Source organism: Novipirellula aureliae, from assembly GCF_007860185.1.
Classification (GTDB): Bacteria; Planctomycetota; Planctomycetia; order Pirellulales; family Pirellulaceae; genus Novipirellula_A; species Novipirellula_A aureliae.
Genome location: NZ_SJPY01000008.1, coordinates 185721 through 203156, shown reverse-complemented (window position 1 = coordinate 203156; position 17436 = coordinate 185721). Strand labels below are relative to the sequence as shown.

Genomic DNA, 17436 nt, shown 5'->3' with positions numbered 1-17436 from the left:
CCAGTGATGGTCGCTCTACTCTGCGAATGAAAAGCGCCTTCGGCCTGAGGGAGCGAAAGTTGAGCTGAGCGAGATTGCGACGCAGTTGACTCCACACCATGTTATCACCGTCTGGGAAACCAATGTTTAGAATTCTGTTCTGTTTTTTTGCGTTTACGGTCGTTGCGGGTGCGAACGCTGATGAGCCAACCTCCAACGCTGTACCCGAAACACAAAATCCAAAGCATCCGATGCACTATCCACCGACGTCCTCGGTTGACGTTACCGACAATTACTACGGCCACGAAGTATCCGACCCCTACCGATGGTTGGAGGATACCGAGAGTCGCGCAACAGCTGAATGGATCGAGGCACAAAACCAGGTTACGGACGGCTATCTGGAATCACTACCTCAGCGTCCTGCGATGCGAAAACGGCTTGAAGAACTATGGAATTACGAACGCTACGACATGCCCATCGCCAAAGGTGGCCGCTACATCTACACGCATAACAATGGCTTGCAAGATCAGAGTATTTTGTACAAAGCTCAGACTCTCGGCACCGACCGAACCGTTTTCATTGATCCCAACACGTTAAGCGAAGATGGCACCGTCGCACTTGCTGGGATCAAGCTCAGCAGCGATGGGGAATGGTGTGCCTACTCTCTTGCCGATGGTGGCAGCGATTGGCGAACTTGGAAAGTCCGAAACGTTCAAACCGGTGAGGATCTACCCGATCTCGTTGAGTGGGTCAAGTTCAGCGGTATTGCTTGGATGCCCGACAATAGCGGATTCTTCTATGCTCGCTATGCTCAGCCTGTCGAAGGCGAAACCTTGCTCGGCACGAATGAAAACCAACGTTTGTTCTTTCACAAGCTTGGTGACGATCAATCCCAAGATCAACTCATTTTCGAACGACCCGATGAACCAAAATGGGGCTTTTCACCATCGGTTACCGATGATGGTGACTACTTGATTATCCACAACAGCAAAAGCACCGATCCCGAATCCCAAATTTTCTATAAAGACTTGGGTGATCCCACTGCGAAGGTTGAACCTTTGATCGTTGGTTTTGATGCCGAGTACGAAGTTGTCGCATCACAGGGCAAGCGAATTTTTGTGATGACCGACAACGATGCCCCCAAGCGTCGTTTGATCGCGGTAACCGTTGGGGATAACGATCGAGCGGAGTGGGAGGAAATGGTTCCCCAGTGCGACGATGTCTTGCAGTCCGCTAGTTTGTTTGGTGAAACATTTTATTTGAATTACTTGAAAGATGCTCACAGCCGGGTTGCTCGCCGTTCCCTCGCCGGCGAGCCTCTTGAAGATCTGCCGCTTCCCGGTGTCGGAACCGTCTATGGTTTCGGCGGACGTGATGATGCAACAGAAACATTTTTTAGTTTTACGAACTATGTTACCCCTGAATCAATTTACCGTGTTGATCTACGAAATGGCCAAACCTCGCTTTGGCGGTCACCGGAAATTGCGATCGACACCGACAACTTTGTCACCGAGCAAATCTTTGCTACGAGCAAAGATGGGACTCGGGTGCCAATCATTGTAACTCGCCGTCGCGATACGAAGCTTGATGGATCGAACCGAACGCTACTGTATGGCTACGGCGGATTCAATATCTCGATCACGCCTTCGTTTTCGCCTGCCAACGCTGCCTGGATTGACAGTGGCGGTGTGTATGCGGTCGCAACACTTCGCGGCGGTGGAGAGTACGGACGAGAATGGCACGAAGCAGGAATGCGACTCAAGAAGCAGAACGTGTTCGACGATTTTATCTCAGCCGCGGAACATTTGATCGATGCCGGCTACACGAAGAGCAATCTGTTAGCCGTTCAAGGACGCAGTAACGGCGGTCTGCTCGTCGGTGCCGTGATGACACAACGGCCCGAATTGTTTGGCGCCTGCTTACCTGGGGTCGGGGTCATGGACATGATGCGTTATCACCAATTCACGATCGGTTGGGCTTGGGTCGGCGAATATGGCAGTAGTGAAGAGGAGGACCAAGTCGAAAACCTGCTTTCCTATTCACCGCTGCACAATTTAAAACCGGGAACGTGTTATCCAGCGACCCTGATCACCACGGCGGATCGAGACGACCGAGTCGTTCCCGGCCACAGCTTTAAATTCGCCGCAGCGTTACAAGCGGCGCAAAGTTGTGAAGCTCCAACATTGATCCGTATTGAAACCAGAGCTGGCCACGGCGCGGGCACGCCCGTCAGTAAACGAATCGACGAGTACGCGGATCTGTGGTCATTCTTGATGGCGAATTTGCGGTAATTCATCACCGTTGTCGAACAGGCTCAGGCTACGCCACTAAACCTGATAAACCGATGACCAACAGTAATCCAAGCGTGACGGTTCGCAAACGGTCTCGTCCGAGCCACGTGCCGACTTTCAAGCCGACAAATGACGACAATAGTAGTAGTGGCGTCGTCGCGATTGCCATCAACGCGGGCTCGACAATCCGCACTCCAAAGCGGGCGTACAGGAACCCCAACGCTGGAAACAGGCTAATCATGAATACCGAAAACAAGAACGCTCGGGATCGCCGGGTATCCCAATCGTGTGCATGGACCCAAAACACGATTGGCGGCCCCCCCATTCCAACAAACCCCTGCAGGAAACCGGAAAGTGGGAATACGAAACAAGCCCAAATCGGATGCAGTTTCGCCTTCGGTGTTGGATGAAACAGGATGATTGTAATCGTCGCGATCAACACGGCTCCGCCGACAATTTGCCGCAGCGTCTCGAACGAATACGTTTCTAGCATTTGCAGGCCCGCCAAACCGATCGGCACAAATGCAATTCGGGTCAAGCCGGGCCAGGCGACGGTCGACAATTCGACCGAACCGCGAAATGTCCATAACCCCCATAGATTTTGCGGGATGGTCGCAATCAGAAGTGCAGTTTGCGCTTCGGGGATCGGATTACCAAGCCACATCAATGCGGGGATGGCCACGAGGCCGGCTGCAAAACCAGCGGCTGATTGAACGAAAATCCCAAGACATAAAACGGATGCAATGGGAATGAATTGAATAGGTTCGATCATCAACGTTGTTGGTTCTTCCACCAAAAGAATGTTTCACGCAGCGAAGTGGCTCACGTCCACGCGATTCGACCCTGCGTCGGTAGAGCGATGGCTCCATGACTCGATACGCGGCATCTCATGCCAACGGCTCAGCGGCTGTGCAGCGGAGCCTCCTTAGGGCGACAATCGCTGTCGCCGCCAATCGTTTGCTGAATCGCTATCGTTTTTTTGATATTCGATGCGATCATGGAGTCGGTTTGGCCCCCCCTGCCAAAACTCCATACGGTGGGGCTTGATTCGATAACCGCCCCAAAAATCGGGTAGCGGTATCTCTCCGCCTGCAAACTTGGTCTTCAATTCTTGCAGTTTCAGCTCTAGCAATTTGCGATTCGAAATGACGCTGCTTTGTTGCGAAATCCAGGCACCGAGCTGGCTGCCGCGCGGACGCACCATAAAGTACTTCATCGATTCCGCCGTCGACACTTTGCTGGCGATACCATTGATCTCTACTTGGCGTTGCAGCGGTAACCACTGGAACAGCAACGTCACATGCGGGTTGCCTTCGATATGCCTCGCTTTGCGGCTGGTATAGTTCGTATAAAAAACGAATCCATTTGCATCGAACATCTTTAGTAGTACGGTCCGCGCGGCTGGCCGATGATCGCCGTCAACGGTGACCATCGCCATTGCGTTGGGTTCCAGCAAATCTGCCTGCATCGCTTGTTCGAACCAACGTTCGAACTGCTTCAACGGGTCGGCATCGGCGGAGTCCATATCGAGGATTTCACGGGAATACTCTTCGCGCAGGGCGGCCAAGTCCATCCCTATAACTCCAAGAACAAACGGGCTGGATCTTCGATCACATCTTTGATTGCCCGCAAAAAACCGACTGCTTCGCGTCCATCGACGATCCGATGATCATAGGTTAAGGCCAAATACATCATCGGACGAATCACCACTTGGCCATCAACCGCCATCGGTCGGTCTTGGATCGAGTGCAATCCGAGAATCCCACTTTGCGGTGGATTCACAATCGGTGTGCTTAACAGCGATCCGTAGATACCACCGTTGCTGATGGTGAAGGTGCCGTCCATCAAGTCATCAGGTTGCAACCGGTTTTCGCCAGCCAACTTCGCGTAGTTGCTGATGTTCATTTCAATATCTGCAAATGACATTCGTTCAACATTTCGCAAAACGGGAACCACCAAACCTTTCCCGCCGCCGATCGCGATACCGATATCTTGGTAATGGCGATAGATCACATTGTTGTCGCGAATTTCGGCGTTGACCGCTGGGTAACGGCGTAGTGCTTCAACGGCGGCTTTGGCAAAGAATGACATGAATCCCAACTTGACACCATGTCGTTCGGCAAACGCGTCCTTGTATTTGCTGCGAATCGTCATCGTTGGCTCCATGTTGACCTCGTTAAAGGTCGTCAACAGTGCGGCCGTTTGTTGGGCTTCAACCAAGCGAGATGCAATCGTTCGTCTCAGCATGCTCAGCGGCTTGACTTCTTCGCTACGGTTTGGTGTCGAGTCGGACACCAAACTGGTGGTGGCGGTTTGACGGGCCGGAACGGGCTTTGGCATTGCCGCGTCCGCATCTTTATGAACAGCGATGCCTGTCAATTCGCTGCGGCTTTGCACAAATGCTAAGACGTCTTCCTTCAAGAGTCGACCACCAGGCCCCGTTGCGGGAACTTGCCCGACCGTTAACCCATGCTCGTCGAGTAATCGCTGGGCCGCAGGCATGACGAAGGAGTCATTGCTGCCTTGCGGCGATCGAGTCGCCGCAGCAGGCTCGGCTTGTTTGGCAGGTTCGGATGATGCCGGCTTTGCCGATTCGCCGCTTGTATCACCACTCGGTTTTTCACCAGGGGTGATCGACGCAATCGTTTCGCCGACTTTGGCAAACTCTTCGGTCGCTTTGCTAATATTCCCCAAAATACCCGAAGCGGGAGCGGGGATTTGCACCGACGCTTTTTCGGTTTCGATTTCGACGAGGTCTTCGCCCTCTTCGACCCATTGTCCGTCCGTTTTCAGCCATTCGCCAATTTGAACTTCACTGATGGATTCGCCCACGGTAGGGACATCGACGTTTATGGACTCGCTCACGGTGTCATCAACTCACTAAAAAAGGAGGAAATCTTTCTCTACTATCCTATCGGCCAAGGGGTCGGTTTGTCAGGGCCCATGCCATTCGGATTTTACCGACTTTTCGTCCAAGAACGCTGTCCGTTTTTCCAGGAAGGTCAATTTAGCCGGGAACAGTGATGAAGTGGATGCCATCGGTTCGATCAGCATAGGATAGACGGTTTTCTTTTCAAACCTATCGTATCCAACTGACCATGTCCGAGTCCCAACCCAATCGAGGCCACCCGTACCAGATCGCTGCGGTCGTGCTATTGCTCGTCGCAGGCGGTTGGTATTTCCTGCGCCACTATCAAATCCAAGGGCTTGACGGCATTCGAGTCCACCCAAAATCAGCATCCGACGTCCAGGTTGAGTTGGCCAATTTCCCATCGGCTGGCGGGCTTTTCGAACCTTCGTTTGATGAGCCCGGATTCGCCGGGTCTGGATTCGCCGGGCCTGGATTCGCCGGGCCTGGATTCGATGGGCCTGGTTTGAACAACTTTTCGACCAACCGTTCGGCTACCAACCCACAATCAGCAGCGACCAAGCCCCTCGACGACAACCCGTTTACATTGACACGGCAAAACCAGGACGCCGTCGCTCCACCGAGCCGACGTCTTCCCAATTTGAAAATCGCCTCATGGGCGCTCGACGGGTTCGGTCCCACCAAGCTAGCCAATCCAGTCGCCCGCTTGAACGTCGTACGAATCATTCATCAATTCGACATCGTGGCGCTACAACAAATCGCGGCGATCGAGCGAGACTTGGTGCCTCGGTTGATTGACGAGTTGAATCAATCGGGACGCCATTACGAGTATGTGCTCGGACCTTCGAATGGCCCCGATGGTCGACAGGAACAGTTGGCGTTCGTGTTCGATACGGCACGAGTGCGAGTCGATCGGTCGCAAACCTACACGGTGGCGGATCCAAAAAATGAAATGAGTTTCGACCCTCTGGTGGCGTGGTTTCAGACCTCCCAACCGTCGGCAAACCGAGCTTGGACGTTTTCGTTGGTCAACATTCGCGTCGACCTAAGCCGAGCGCCAAGCGAAGTCGCACTGCTACCCACAATTGCACGCGATGTTCGCAGCGACGGACGCGGTGAAGACGATGTCATCTTGGCAGGTTTGTTTCAAGCCGATGACGCCTACTTGGTCCCCACCATCGTCGGCGATCAAGTTCGCGCCGCCGTCCGCAGTGCCCCCACCGACATCTTTGGTCGGTATCAAACGAGTAACTTGGTGATGGACACAGCAACCTGCAGCGAGTTCCTCGGACGCGGAGGTGTCGTTGATTTCCTGCGGCTCTACAATATGAGCTTGTCGGAAGCCGAAATCGTTTCGAGTCATATGCCCGTCTACGGCGAATTCACCGTCACCGAAGGCGGCCAGTATTGAGCAGTGGCCCGCTTCATTGCTTGCTCTTTGGCGGAGTGGAAATCCCCAGTAAACAACAAGCATGGTCGCGGTGGTCAAGCGTGAATCGATGCCCTCGGTCCACGACGGTGAATCACCAAATGTTACCCCTCGATCTCTTCGGAATTGCCAAAACATGCAAGGCAAAAAAGGAGGACGCCAATTATGTCCAACGGACTTTTGCCTTCCATTTCTTGGCTACCTCTTCACCTTGCCCCGATCAATTGCCCCGATCGTTTGCCCGATCGACAAGCAAGAGGAGGAGAACCGAGCATTTATTGAGCGATGTCGACGGCGACGATTTCTTCGTCGTTTCGGATATAGGCGGTGCGATTCGCGTAGGCGGGGTGACTCCACACGACCGAACGCCCGAACGCTTCGCTGGTTGGCTTGACGACCGAGAAGCGGCCGCGTTCGGAGTAAGCATCTTTGCTTAAGTTTGCCAGAATCAAATCACCGTTTTCACTCATAATGAAGTAGCGATCCGTACCAGCGATTCGCGTCAAGAACGCGGTGCCATGATTGACAAACCGCTTCTCGTCTGGCTTCGTTGCTGCAAAGGTCTCCCACAACCGCGAACCATCTTTCGTGTCCACGGCCATCAGCGATCCAACATTGCAATCGGTTCCGAAAATGATCCCGTCTTTGATGATCGGGGTACTATTGCAAGTAAAAACGGAAACGTCTCGTTTTCCTCGCCAAAGCTCCTTCACCTCTGGTTTCTCACTCGATAGCTTGACCAGGACCGATACGGTGCGAATCCCGCTGGCGTACATCAGGTCGCCCTCGACCATCGGTCTCGATATCGACATATCGAAGGATGGCTCGATCGGCACCTGCCAATACGATTTCCCATTGGTCGGATCGAGACCCTCCACGGCGGTGGGGTGATAAATCAACAACTGTTTCACGCCACCAAATTCGATCATACTTGGAGGAGCATAGCCTACTTTGGCGTCGAGCGATTTCCAGCGTACGTCGCCACTCATTTTATCGAACGCCACGACTCCCTGACCTTTACCACCGACTTGGCAATAGAGCACGTCGCCATCGATGAGTGGGTGCCCTGAAAATCCCCAAATCGGGACTTCCGCATCAAAGTCTTTTTTGAAGGATCGGCTCCAAACCCGTTCACCCGAAGCGGTATTCAGACATGTCAAGTCACCTTCGCTGCCCAACAGATAGACGCGGTCACCCTCGACCGTGGGCGTGCATCGCGGACCAGCGGGATACGAAATTTTGTAAGGGCAATCGTACTCATATTTCCACAGCAATTCGCCGGTTTCTTGGTCGAATGCCAAGACTCGTTCGCTGCCTTGAAGAGCGGCTCGCTGGCCAGGATCATTGACGATATCGCCCGCTTTTCGGTCGTAGTCAAAAACAAAAACCCGTCCACCGGCGACGGCTGGCCCAGCATAGCCGCCTTCAATAGGTTTTCGCCATTTCACGGGTAGACCACCGGAAGGAATCTGTTCAATGATGCCATTCTCAGTATAAACTCCATCTCGGTTGGTTCCCATCCAGCCCGGCCAATCCTCAGCAGATGCTTGTGGTGCGGCGGTTAGACCAATGGCCGTCAAAGTGCAAATCAGAAGCCGATTGGTAAATCGTGATGCTAGCAGAAGCATATGGTTATCCCTTTAGAGAAAAGACTTTAAGCCTCCATCATCAAGGACGCGTTTCGATAACGCAAGCTACCCCCCGCTACAATATGCGTCGAAATACACTATAAAATCGCTCATGACCGACGAACCAGAACAAGACGAATCACGGCCGGATCGACCCAAACGGCTCCTTTTGATGCGGCACGCCAAAAGCGATTGGGGTGATGCCGGGCTGACAGATCACCAACGACCGCTCAATAAACGTGGCCGTCGGGACGCTCCGGCGATGGGCCAATGGCTGGTTGAAAACGATTGCTGTCCCACTCGCATCCTTTGCTCTTCCGCCGTACGAACTCGCGAAACCTTCGACCGATTGCAACCGCAGTTGGAAGCTAAACCCGACGTTTTCTATAGCGATTTGCTTTACGGTGCGACTGCCGAAACGCTGGCCCGCGTTGTTCGTCGCGAAGGAGACAACGCGACGAGCTTAATGGTAATCGCACACAACCCCGGCATTTCCGAACTGGTTTCCTGTTTAGCAGGCGAGTATATCGGCATGTCGACCGCTGCGATCGCGGTTTTTGAATCGCCCGTGGATTCTTGGGACGATTTTAAGTTCGACAAGCACTGCGTGCCGATGAAGATGATCCAATTCATGCGTCCTAAAGAACTATCCGTTTGATGCCTACGGCAAACGTCCATTGGCTTGTGTTGATCGCGGTCTTGATCGGGCATTTTGGCATTCATCTAGCGATATACAACCGTGTCAATGCGATCGGATGGTCGCGGCGAACGACCAAACGCATTTCGAAGTTCTTCTTTCTAACCATGCTCACCCTTCCGGTTGTTATCGGTGGATTGTATTTCAGTGAATTGCTGGCATGGCTATCCGAAGGTTCCTCGCACTGGTCGCGACTGTTCTCCCTGCCAGTTTTTCCGATGGCGTACTTCATTGTCTGCTTAGCTAGTTGGATGCTGCTTGGTGTGCCGTGGCTATTGTGGCGTCCGATCCTGGGGCTCGAATGGGTCCGAGCGTCTCGAACGATCCAATCGATCTCGGTTGACCAAGCGGTCGCGACCCCGCTTGCGTTGAGCCGAAAATGCAAATTGGAATCACAACTTCCATTCAACCAGCTCTTCGACTTGTCGGTCGAAGAGATCAAACTTCCGGTGGTTGGTCTTCCAGCCCAACTCGATGGTTATCGAATCGCGCATTTGTCGGACATTCATTTAACAGGCGACGTGCATCTAAACTATGCCAAATTCACCGTCGAAACGGCGACGCGGTGGAAACCGGAATTGATGGTACTGAGCGGTGACATCATCGACAGTCAAAAGTGCATTCAATGGCTGACCGAGATCTATTCGGGTGCCGATGCAATCGATGGTTGTTATTACGTGCTCGGAAACCACGACGTTCGGATTACGGATTCGCGACAGACTCGCCGAGCAATGGATCATGCCGGATGGACCGATCTGGGATGTCTACAAACGGTCGTACACCTTCGCGGCGTACCCGTTCGTTTGATTGGAAACGAGTACCCATGGTTTGATCGGCCTGAGCTGCCTGTCAAAACGGATGAGGAGTTTCGAATGCTCCTTAGCCATAGTCCCGACCAAATTTGGTGGGCACGAAAACATGGCATCCAACTGATGTTTGCTGGGCATACGCATGGCGGGCAAGGACGTTTGCCGCTGTTCGGACCTCTTCTGAGCCCAAGTTATCACGGCAGCCGATTTGCGTCGGGTGATTTTTACAAGCCACCAACCACAATGCATGTCTCTCGTGGCCTCGGCGGCACCCATTTGGTTCGCATCAATTGTCGACCCGAACTATCACTGATTACGTTGTGCGTGGGTTGAGCTAGGATTGAGTTTTCGGCGGCGAGCGTACTTATAGCCCGGCACGAAGAAGCACGCTGCCGCAACGACACCAAATATCAGATGAGCCCACGGCGGATACAAAGCCATCAAGACAGCGGCAATCAGCAAAGCGACCGATTGAACATAGAATGCGCCCGTCAGCATCCCTGCTTTGATCAAAAAGACCATTGCAGTGATTACGCCAAGCATTGGCGATAGGCTCAGCACCGGCATCCCGAGCCACCATTCGAGTGGGAACAGCAGTCCGATGGCCATCATTGCGGCACCCCAGACATGAGCGATTTGCCGTTCCACAAACGTGACGGGCCCCATTCGTTGTCTCAATTTCCAAAACACTGCCGCCCAAGCACCGAGCCCAACGATCCAAACCGATTCGTACACCGCACGCCGAGTCATTCCGTGGTAATCAAGTTGCCAAGTCAGCAAACACGCGACGAACAAGACGAGTGAGTGCCACATCCACAACAGCCCCCAGTTCTCAAGGACGGTTGCATGGTGGGTTTCGCGAAACACCCTCGCGATCACTTGGCCAAACCGCCCGCTCCGAGCGGCTATCGGTTCGTCGGCCAAGTAGCGTTCTAAATCATCAGCCAACGCGGCCGCTGATTCGTATCGCAAATCGACTGGTTTTTGCAGGCAACGAACGACAATCATCTCCAAATCACGATCCAAGTTCGGACGCAGCATGCGAGGCGGGTTGGGGTCTTGCTCGATCACCATCATCACCAATTCCATCGGCGTTTCGGCAACGAATGGTGCACGTCCGGTCAAGGCAAAATAGAGGACACTGCCGAGACTGTAGACGTCGCTCGTCGCGGAAACCAAATCACGCCGATTGCCAGCTTGTTCGGGCGACATATAAGCAGGCGTGCCGACGAGTAAGCCGCTGCGAGTCAGCTCGGATTCACTGCCCGCTCGCTTGGCCAAGCCAAAATCGGTAATGAGCGGAACCCCATCCGCTGCCAACAAAATGTTGCTCGGCTTGATGTCACGATGCAAAACCCCACGTTGGTGGGCAAAGTCGATAGAGCGGGCGACAGAGGCCACGATGCGAGCCGCGTCGCGTTGATTCATCGGTCGCTTATCGACCAATTGTGACAGCGTTTGTCCTTCGATGTACTTCATCGAAAAGAACGGGCGTCCTTCGATGTCGCCGACTTCGTAAACGGGAACGATTCCTGGGTGCTCTAGCCGCGCTGTCGCAGACGCCTCGGCCATGAACCGTTGCAAATCCGCTTCGCTTGCCAATCGACCTCGTAAGATCATTTTCACCGCGACCTCGCGGTCAAGACTCATTTGCCGGGCTCGAAAAACGACCCCCATTCCCCCACGGCCAATCTCTTCAATCAAGACATAATCGCCAATCCGAACAGGCAGATCCAATCGTCGCCATTGAGAAGATGAATCGTCGCCGCGGATCTGAGGCCGTTCCTCCTTCGCCGCGCCAGCGGTATCGGTCACCAAAACGGCCCCCCACAATCGACGTAGTTCGGTGGCATGCTGAGGATATTGTTGACAAACCGAGTCGAAATCGACGATCTCGCCACGGCAAACGCCGTCCGCCAAATTGGCCAGAATGGACGCGATCTCCTGATCCTTACCACTTTCGCGTTCCTCTCCGCCAATGTCGGATGCTGTGCGATTCTTGTTCACGGACGCTTCCCAGCATCGCCGCGGCCCGAGTCATCGTCAGCATCCTCATCCAGAAGTTCGCGAAGTCGACGGACCGCCCGCAGGTAACGCATACTCGCCGCTGGCGGATTCAGACCGAGGACTTCCGCGATCTCCAAATTGGACAGATGCTCGTAATGTCGCATTAGAATCATTTCGCGGTCTTGTTCGACTAACTGTTCGATCGCTGCTTCGACCTTTGTTGCCAATTCGCGCTGCGTTGCAGCAGTCGAAGGTGTCAGTGCAGGGTCACACAATTGAGCCGCTAATTGAATCGACGATTGATCTTGAGTTGCTGGAGCATGCATCGCCTGCTCTCGGTCCATGTTTCGCTTCGCACTCACGCGGTGCCGACGGTAGGTATCGATGATCCGATCCCAGGCAATCTGACGAATCCAAAGGTGGAACGCCATCGCAGGATCATTCAAGTATTTTTCCAATCGACCGTTCGCTTCGAGCAAGACATCTTGGACAACATCACTCACATCGACCCGCCGCTGAACTTTACGATCGAGCCGCATTTTCACTAACCGACGCACGGATTCACGATGGCGTTCCAAAAGACGGTTGACTGCATCCGCATCGCCACCCTTCGCTGCTTTCAACAGCGTTTCGGTTTGATCATCGGAAGGCCAGATCGAGTTAGTCATTTGCCATATGCCAATTCATTACGAGGTGCTGACAAGCACTTTGGCGGAATGGGATTTTGTGTAAGATTCTCTCATACTGGGATCTTTAACAGGATCCACTCCCTTACCGTTGGAAGAACTAAACGCCGATTCCATCCATTGTCTTCCAAAAGCCGCCACGAGCATGGTCGAATTTCAACTTTGATCCACGATGCTGTTCGTCGAATCCGTCCGCTTGGCTCCACACGCGGCGACCGCCGATATAAGTCGCCGTTGGCCACCCCCTAAGTGTTTCTCCATCCCAGGGACTCCAGCAGGTCTTGGTGTGCTGCTCGGCATCGCGAATCGTTCGTGCTTCATCCATATCGACAAGGACGAGATCGGCGTCGTACCCGACATCAATGCGGCCTTTGCCAACCATCCCCCAAACGCGAGCCGGTGCGTCGCTCATCCACGATGCAACCTGCAACAGCGAGCATTTACCCTGGTTCACTTGATCGAGCATCAGCGCCAAACTGTTCTCGACCGCTGGCAATCCCGACGGACTTGCTGGGTAGGGTTGTCTTTTTTCCTGGAGTGTATGAGGAGCGTGATCGGTCGCCAATACTTGAATCGTTCCATCGAGCAATCCTTGCCACAGCCCTTCGTTGTCCGCTTTTGTCTTGATCGATGGGTTCATTTGAATACGGCTGCCCAAGCGAGCATAATCGTCGACATTGAAGAACAGATGGTGCAAACAAATCTCTGCGGTAATGTAAGGATCAGCGTTTTGCAGTAGCGTCAACTCTGCCGCCGTCGAAACGTGCAGCACATGGAACCGATGCTTGTGCCGACGGGCCAAATCGGTTGCTCGTGCCGTCGCGATCATTGCAGCCCGCTCATCACGAATTCGTGAATGGTCCGCGATATCGCTGGTGCCCACCAACCGATCCATGTTCGCTCGAACGGTCGCTTCATCTTCGCAGTGAGCGCAGATTGGCAACGTCGTTTCCGCAAATATTCGCTCGAGCGTCTCTTGATCATCCACCAGTAGATCGCCCGTACTACTGCCGATAAAAATCTTGATTCCTGGAACGTCGCTTGCCTTCGCCAACTCCTCCAAATTGCTCGGCGTTGCGCCGATGTAGAAGCCATAGTTGACGATTGACTTTTGGGCGGCAATCGCTTCCTTTTGCCGAACCCCTTCAACCGTGATCGCAGCCGGCTTCGTGTTGGGCATTTCCAAGAACGATGTCACTCCGCCAGCAGCGCAAGCATGCGAGGCCGTGCTGAGATCTTCCTTGTGTGTCAAACCTGGTTCGCGGAAATGAACCTGGTCATCGATCACGCCAGGCATCAGGTACCGGCCTTGACAATCGACCGTTTCGTCCGCGTTGGCAAGCTCACCGGCATCCACGTCGACTATCTTCCCATCTTCGACCAACACCGAACCATCGAGAATGAATTGAGGCAGGACGATGCGGGCATTACGAAATAGAGTTCGGGTCATCAATTGATTTCCGGGGGGAATGAGAAAGCTTTTACCACACTATAGCAAATCGAAGTCGATCTTGTTACTTCACCCCCTCGATAAGATCGGATGCATTCGTCAGATTGTAAAACGAAGATTAAGTCCATTTTATTGAATCAACCTTGGAAAACAGACGTCATGGCTGATGTGATCCCGCTTCATCGATTGGCGTTTTCGTTAGTGCCAGTCATCATTGTATTGATCTTGATGTTCCGTTGGTCGCTTGGCGTTCGCCAGGCAATCATGGGTTTGTCGCGAATGATCTTACAATTGTTGTTGGTCGGCTACTTACTTGGCTATGTGTTCACCGCCCAAACGCCCTGGATTGTCATCGCCATTCTGACGGTGATGCTGCTCGCCGCGAGTTGGATTGCTCTGTGTTCGATCAGACAGGATCGAGCCAGAAATTATCCGTATGCCGTGGCGGCGGTGTTTGTTGGCGGTGGGATCACGTTGTTCTTCATGACTCAAGGCGTGCTCGGACTTGATCCGTGGTTCTCCCCGCGAGTTTTCATTCCGCTTGCGGGGATGACGTTTTCGGGATGCATGAATGCCGTCAGTTTGGCGGCCGAGCGGTACTACGTCGAAACAGAACGAGGAGAGACTCATAACGACGCGCGTGCGTCTGCGATGAAGGCCGCCTTCATTCCAATCACCAACATGTTGTTTGCTGTCGGCATCGTTTCGATCCCAGGCATGATGACTGGCCAAGTTTTGGCAGGCGTATCACCATTGATCGCAGCACGCTATCAAGTCATGGTCATGTGCATGATGTTTAGTTCTGCCGGTTTGGCTGCAGCACTCTTTTTGTGGCTGATCGGTCGTGCAACAAGTCGCCGCGACTCTCCGAGTCGCGAAGCATAACGTGTCTCGGAGAGACATGGCTACGAATCCAACCCAGGCTGGCTATTGGGCGATCCTGGCCTGCTGGGTAAAGTAGGTTGTGTCGCCTCTACTTTTCGATCTTTTTGCTGATTCATCAACATGACCTCTGTTGCCCTCCCCCCAGCCGATTTTCATCTCCAGCCGAGCTTTAAGCCTGCTGGCGATCAACCTCAAGCGATCGCCGAATTGACTCGCGGGTTCAAGGCGGGACGATCTGCCCAAGTGCTACTCGGAGCAACCGGTACGGGAAAAACCTTTACGATGGCCAACGTGATCGCGAATCTCGGTCGGCCAGCGCTGGTGCTAAGCCATAACAAAACGTTAGCCGCCCAATTGTATGGCGAGTTCAAAGAGTTTTTTCCCGACAATGCGGTTCACTATTTCGTTAGCTATTACGACTATTATCAACCCGAAGCATATATTCCTCAGCGTGACGTCTTTATCGAAAAGGACGCGTCGATCAATCAAGAGATCGACCGGTTGCGATTGGCAACGACAAGTTCCTTGGTCAGCCGCCGTGATGTCATCATCGTCGCTTCGGTTAGCAGTATCTATGGACTCGGGTCCCCAGACGATTACCGTCAACTCATCGTGTCGATACACAAAGGGGAGGTTACTCGCCGCGACCACTTGCTACTAAAGTTGGTCGACGTTTTGTACGAACGCAACGACGTTGCTTTTGACCGAGGTAAATTTCGCGTTCGCGGCGACAGTATTGAATTGTGGCCCAGCTACGAAGAGTTCGCCTACCGAATTGAAATGTGGGGTGATGAGATTGAACAGATTTCGCTCATCAAACCGGTCTCGGGTGAAACCATTAAGACGGTCGACCACCTTTACATCTATCCGGCTCGTCACTTTGTGATGCCAGAGGATCGTATCAAAAAAGCGATTCAGGGCATCAAAGAAGAACTCGCACAGCAGCTTGAAGTGTTCGAAAAGCAAGGCAAGTTACTTGAAGCACAACGGATTTCCGCGCGTACCCGATTTGATCTAGAGATGCTAGCCGAGGTCGGTCACTGTCCAGGGATCGAAAACTACAGTCGACCGCTTTCGGGAAAACCGCCTGGAGCAACTCCAGATACGCTTTACGAGTTCTTCCCAAAGGATTTTGTCACGTTTGTTGACGAGTCCCATGTCACGATCCCTCAAGTTCGTGCAATGTATGCCGGCGATCGAAGCCGCAAAACCACGCTGGTGGAACACGGTTTCCGATTGCCCAGTGCACTCGATAACCGGCCGCTAAAATTCGAGGAGTGGGAGGAACGAACGGCTCAAATTTGTTTTGTCAGTGCCACACCGAGCGCGTACGAATTGCAGCGGACCAAGGGCGAAGTGGTCGAGCAAATCATTCGCCCCACAGGGCTTCTCGATCCCGTTGTTGAAATCGAGTCGGCACGTGGCCAAGTGAATCACCTGCTTGAGCAAATCCGGATTCGTGCCGAGAAAGACGAACGAGTATTGGTCACCGCACTCACAAAACGATTGGCCGAAGATCTCTCCGCGTTCTTACAAGAGCAAAACGTCCGCTGCCGATGGCTGCACAGCGAACTCGATGCCTTCGAGCGAGTCGACTTGCTACAAGAATTAAGAGCAGGCCAATTTGATTGTCTCGTCGGTGTCAATCTGCTTCGCGAAGGTCTCGACTTGCCCGAGGTATCGTTGGTCGCAATTCTCGATGCGGACAAAGAAGGGTTTCTTCGCAGTGAAACCAGTTTGATCCAAACGATTGGCCGCGCAGCACGAAATTCGAACTCAAAAGTCATTCTGTACGCCGATCGGGTTACCGATTCCATGAAGATGGCGATGGAAGAAACAACGCGTCGCCGGAAAATTCAGCAGGATTACAACGAGAAGCATGGGATTACCCCCGAGACGATTCGCAAATCGATTCGCCGAGGCATCGACAACGACGTCGCCACACGCAAAAAGACCGAAGCAGCAGCAAGCGATGCGAAAGAAACCTACATCACTTTAGAGTACTGTGAAGCACTCGAACGCGAGATGTTATCGGCAGCAGAGGATTTAGAGTTTGAGCGAGCGGCATCGCTCAGAGACCGTGTCTTGCAATTGAAAGAGAATATTGGCAAACCTTTATCCGAAGTCGAGTTCTCGAACAAATCGACTGGAGCGACCGGTCGTCAGAAAAAACGCCGTAACAAGAGTCAAGCCAGTGGACGAAAAAACATCCCCCGCCCCAGCCGAGGCTAAAAGCATAGCCGAGTCTCTCCGAGACTCGTAACCCCCGGCGTCAAGTAGCCGAGTCTCTCCGAGACTCGGAATCCCGGCATCAAGCAGCCGAGTCTCTCCAAGACTCGTAACCCCGGCATCAAGTAGCCGAGCCTCTCCGAGACTCGTAAATCCTAGCATCAAGCAACCGAGTCTCTCCAAGACTCGTAACCCCGGCATCAAGTAGCCGAGTCTCTCCGAGACTCGTAACCACCAGCATCAAGCAACCGAGCCTCTCCGAGACTCGTAACCCCAGCGTCAAGTAGCCGAGTCTCTCCGAGACTCGTAAATCCCGGCATCAAGTAGCCGAGTCTCTCCGAGACTCGTAACCCCCAGCGTCAAGTAGCCGAGTCTCTCCGAGACTCGTAACCCCCAGCATCAAGTAGCCGAGCCTCTCCGAGACTCGGAATCCCGGCATCAAGTAGCCGAGTCTCTCCGAGACTCGTAAATCCCGGC

The 17436-nt window shown here is 53.3% G+C and carries 13 protein-coding genes; 6 read left to right on the top strand and 7 right to left on the bottom strand.

Annotation, left to right across the window (positions count from 1 at the left end):
* Positions 1–122 precede the first annotated feature (122 nt).
* The gene (locus tag Q31b_RS23090; protein WP_390622344.1) at positions 123–2270 is read left to right on the top strand and encodes a prolyl oligopeptidase family serine peptidase; all 2148 of its coding nucleotides are present in this window, start codon (positions 123–125) and stop codon (positions 2268–2270) included.
* Positions 2271–2298: 28 nt separating this feature from the next.
* Here Q31b_RS23090 and Q31b_RS23085 read toward each other — a convergent pair whose 3' ends face one another.
* From Q31b_RS23085 to odhB, 3 genes are all read right to left on the bottom strand, one after another.
* Entirely contained in the window at positions 2299–3042 is a 744-nt protein-coding gene (locus Q31b_RS23085; RefSeq protein WP_146602021.1) for a sulfite exporter TauE/SafE family protein, read from the bottom strand.
* 153 nt (positions 3043–3195) lie between these two features.
* On the bottom strand, positions 3196–3843 hold the full coding sequence (gene pdxH, locus Q31b_RS23080; RefSeq protein WP_146602020.1) for a pyridoxamine 5'-phosphate oxidase: 648 nt from the start codon (positions 3841–3843) through the stop codon (positions 3196–3198).
* Positions 3844–3845: 2 nt separating this feature from the next.
* Complete coding sequence (gene odhB, locus Q31b_RS23075; protein ID WP_146602019.1) at positions 3846–5135, bottom strand: 2-oxoglutarate dehydrogenase complex dihydrolipoyllysine-residue succinyltransferase; 1290 nt, start codon at positions 5133–5135, stop codon at positions 3846–3848.
* A 233-nt stretch (positions 5136–5368) separates the two neighbouring features.
* Here odhB and Q31b_RS23070 point away from each other — a divergent pair, with 233 nt between their 5' ends.
* Positions 5369–6550: a deoxyribonuclease I gene (locus tag Q31b_RS23070; protein WP_146602018.1), complete on the top strand. Its 1182-nt coding sequence runs from the start codon at positions 5369–5371 to the stop codon at positions 6548–6550.
* Between the two features lie 293 nt (positions 6551–6843).
* On the opposite strand, the gene Q31b_RS23065 is transcribed toward Q31b_RS23070, so the two are convergent.
* Positions 6844–8196 carry an outer membrane protein assembly factor BamB family protein gene (locus Q31b_RS23065; protein WP_231617783.1) on the bottom strand — a complete coding sequence of 451 codons (1353 nt, stop codon included), beginning with the start codon at positions 8194–8196 and terminating at the stop codon, positions 6844–6846.
* A 112-nt stretch (positions 8197–8308) separates the two neighbouring features.
* Between Q31b_RS23065 and Q31b_RS23060 the strand changes: the two genes are divergently transcribed.
* Positions 8309–8854: a SixA phosphatase family protein gene (locus Q31b_RS23060; protein ID WP_146602017.1), complete on the top strand. Its 546-nt coding sequence runs from the start codon at positions 8309–8311 to the stop codon at positions 8852–8854.
* A complete protein-coding gene (locus Q31b_RS23055) occupies positions 8854–10035 on the top strand; it encodes a metallophosphoesterase (protein ID WP_146602016.1) in 1182 nt (393 codons plus the stop codon). Before Q31b_RS23060 ends, Q31b_RS23055 begins: the two co-directional genes overlap by 1 nt.
* On the opposite strand, the gene Q31b_RS23050 is transcribed toward Q31b_RS23055, so the two are convergent.
* From Q31b_RS23050 to Q31b_RS23040, 3 genes are all read right to left on the bottom strand, one after another.
* Positions 10009–11709 (bottom strand): serine/threonine-protein kinase, encoded by a 1701-nt coding sequence (locus Q31b_RS23050; RefSeq protein WP_146602015.1) that lies wholly within the window; start codon positions 11707–11709, stop codon positions 10009–10011. The genes Q31b_RS23055 and Q31b_RS23050 overlap by 27 nt on opposite strands.
* Positions 11706–12377: a sigma-70 family RNA polymerase sigma factor gene (locus Q31b_RS23045; protein ID WP_146602014.1), complete on the bottom strand. Its 672-nt coding sequence runs from the start codon at positions 12375–12377 to the stop codon at positions 11706–11708. The genes Q31b_RS23050 and Q31b_RS23045 overlap by 4 nt, the downstream gene beginning before the upstream one ends.
* 118 nt (positions 12378–12495) lie before the next feature.
* Complete coding sequence (locus Q31b_RS23040) at positions 12496–13845, bottom strand: dihydroorotase (protein ID WP_146602013.1); 1350 nt, start codon at positions 13843–13845, stop codon at positions 12496–12498.
* 159 nt (positions 13846–14004) lie between these two features.
* Here Q31b_RS23040 and Q31b_RS23035 point away from each other — a divergent pair, with 159 nt between their 5' ends.
* Positions 14005–14730, top strand: coding sequence for an ABC transporter permease (locus tag Q31b_RS23035; protein ID WP_146602012.1), 726 nt, complete (start codon positions 14005–14007; stop codon positions 14728–14730).
* A 120-nt stretch (positions 14731–14850) separates the two neighbouring features.
* Positions 14851–16962: an excinuclease ABC subunit UvrB gene (gene uvrB / locus Q31b_RS23030; protein WP_146602011.1), complete on the top strand. Its 2112-nt coding sequence runs from the start codon at positions 14851–14853 to the stop codon at positions 16960–16962.
* Positions 16963–17436: the final 474 nt, after the last annotated feature.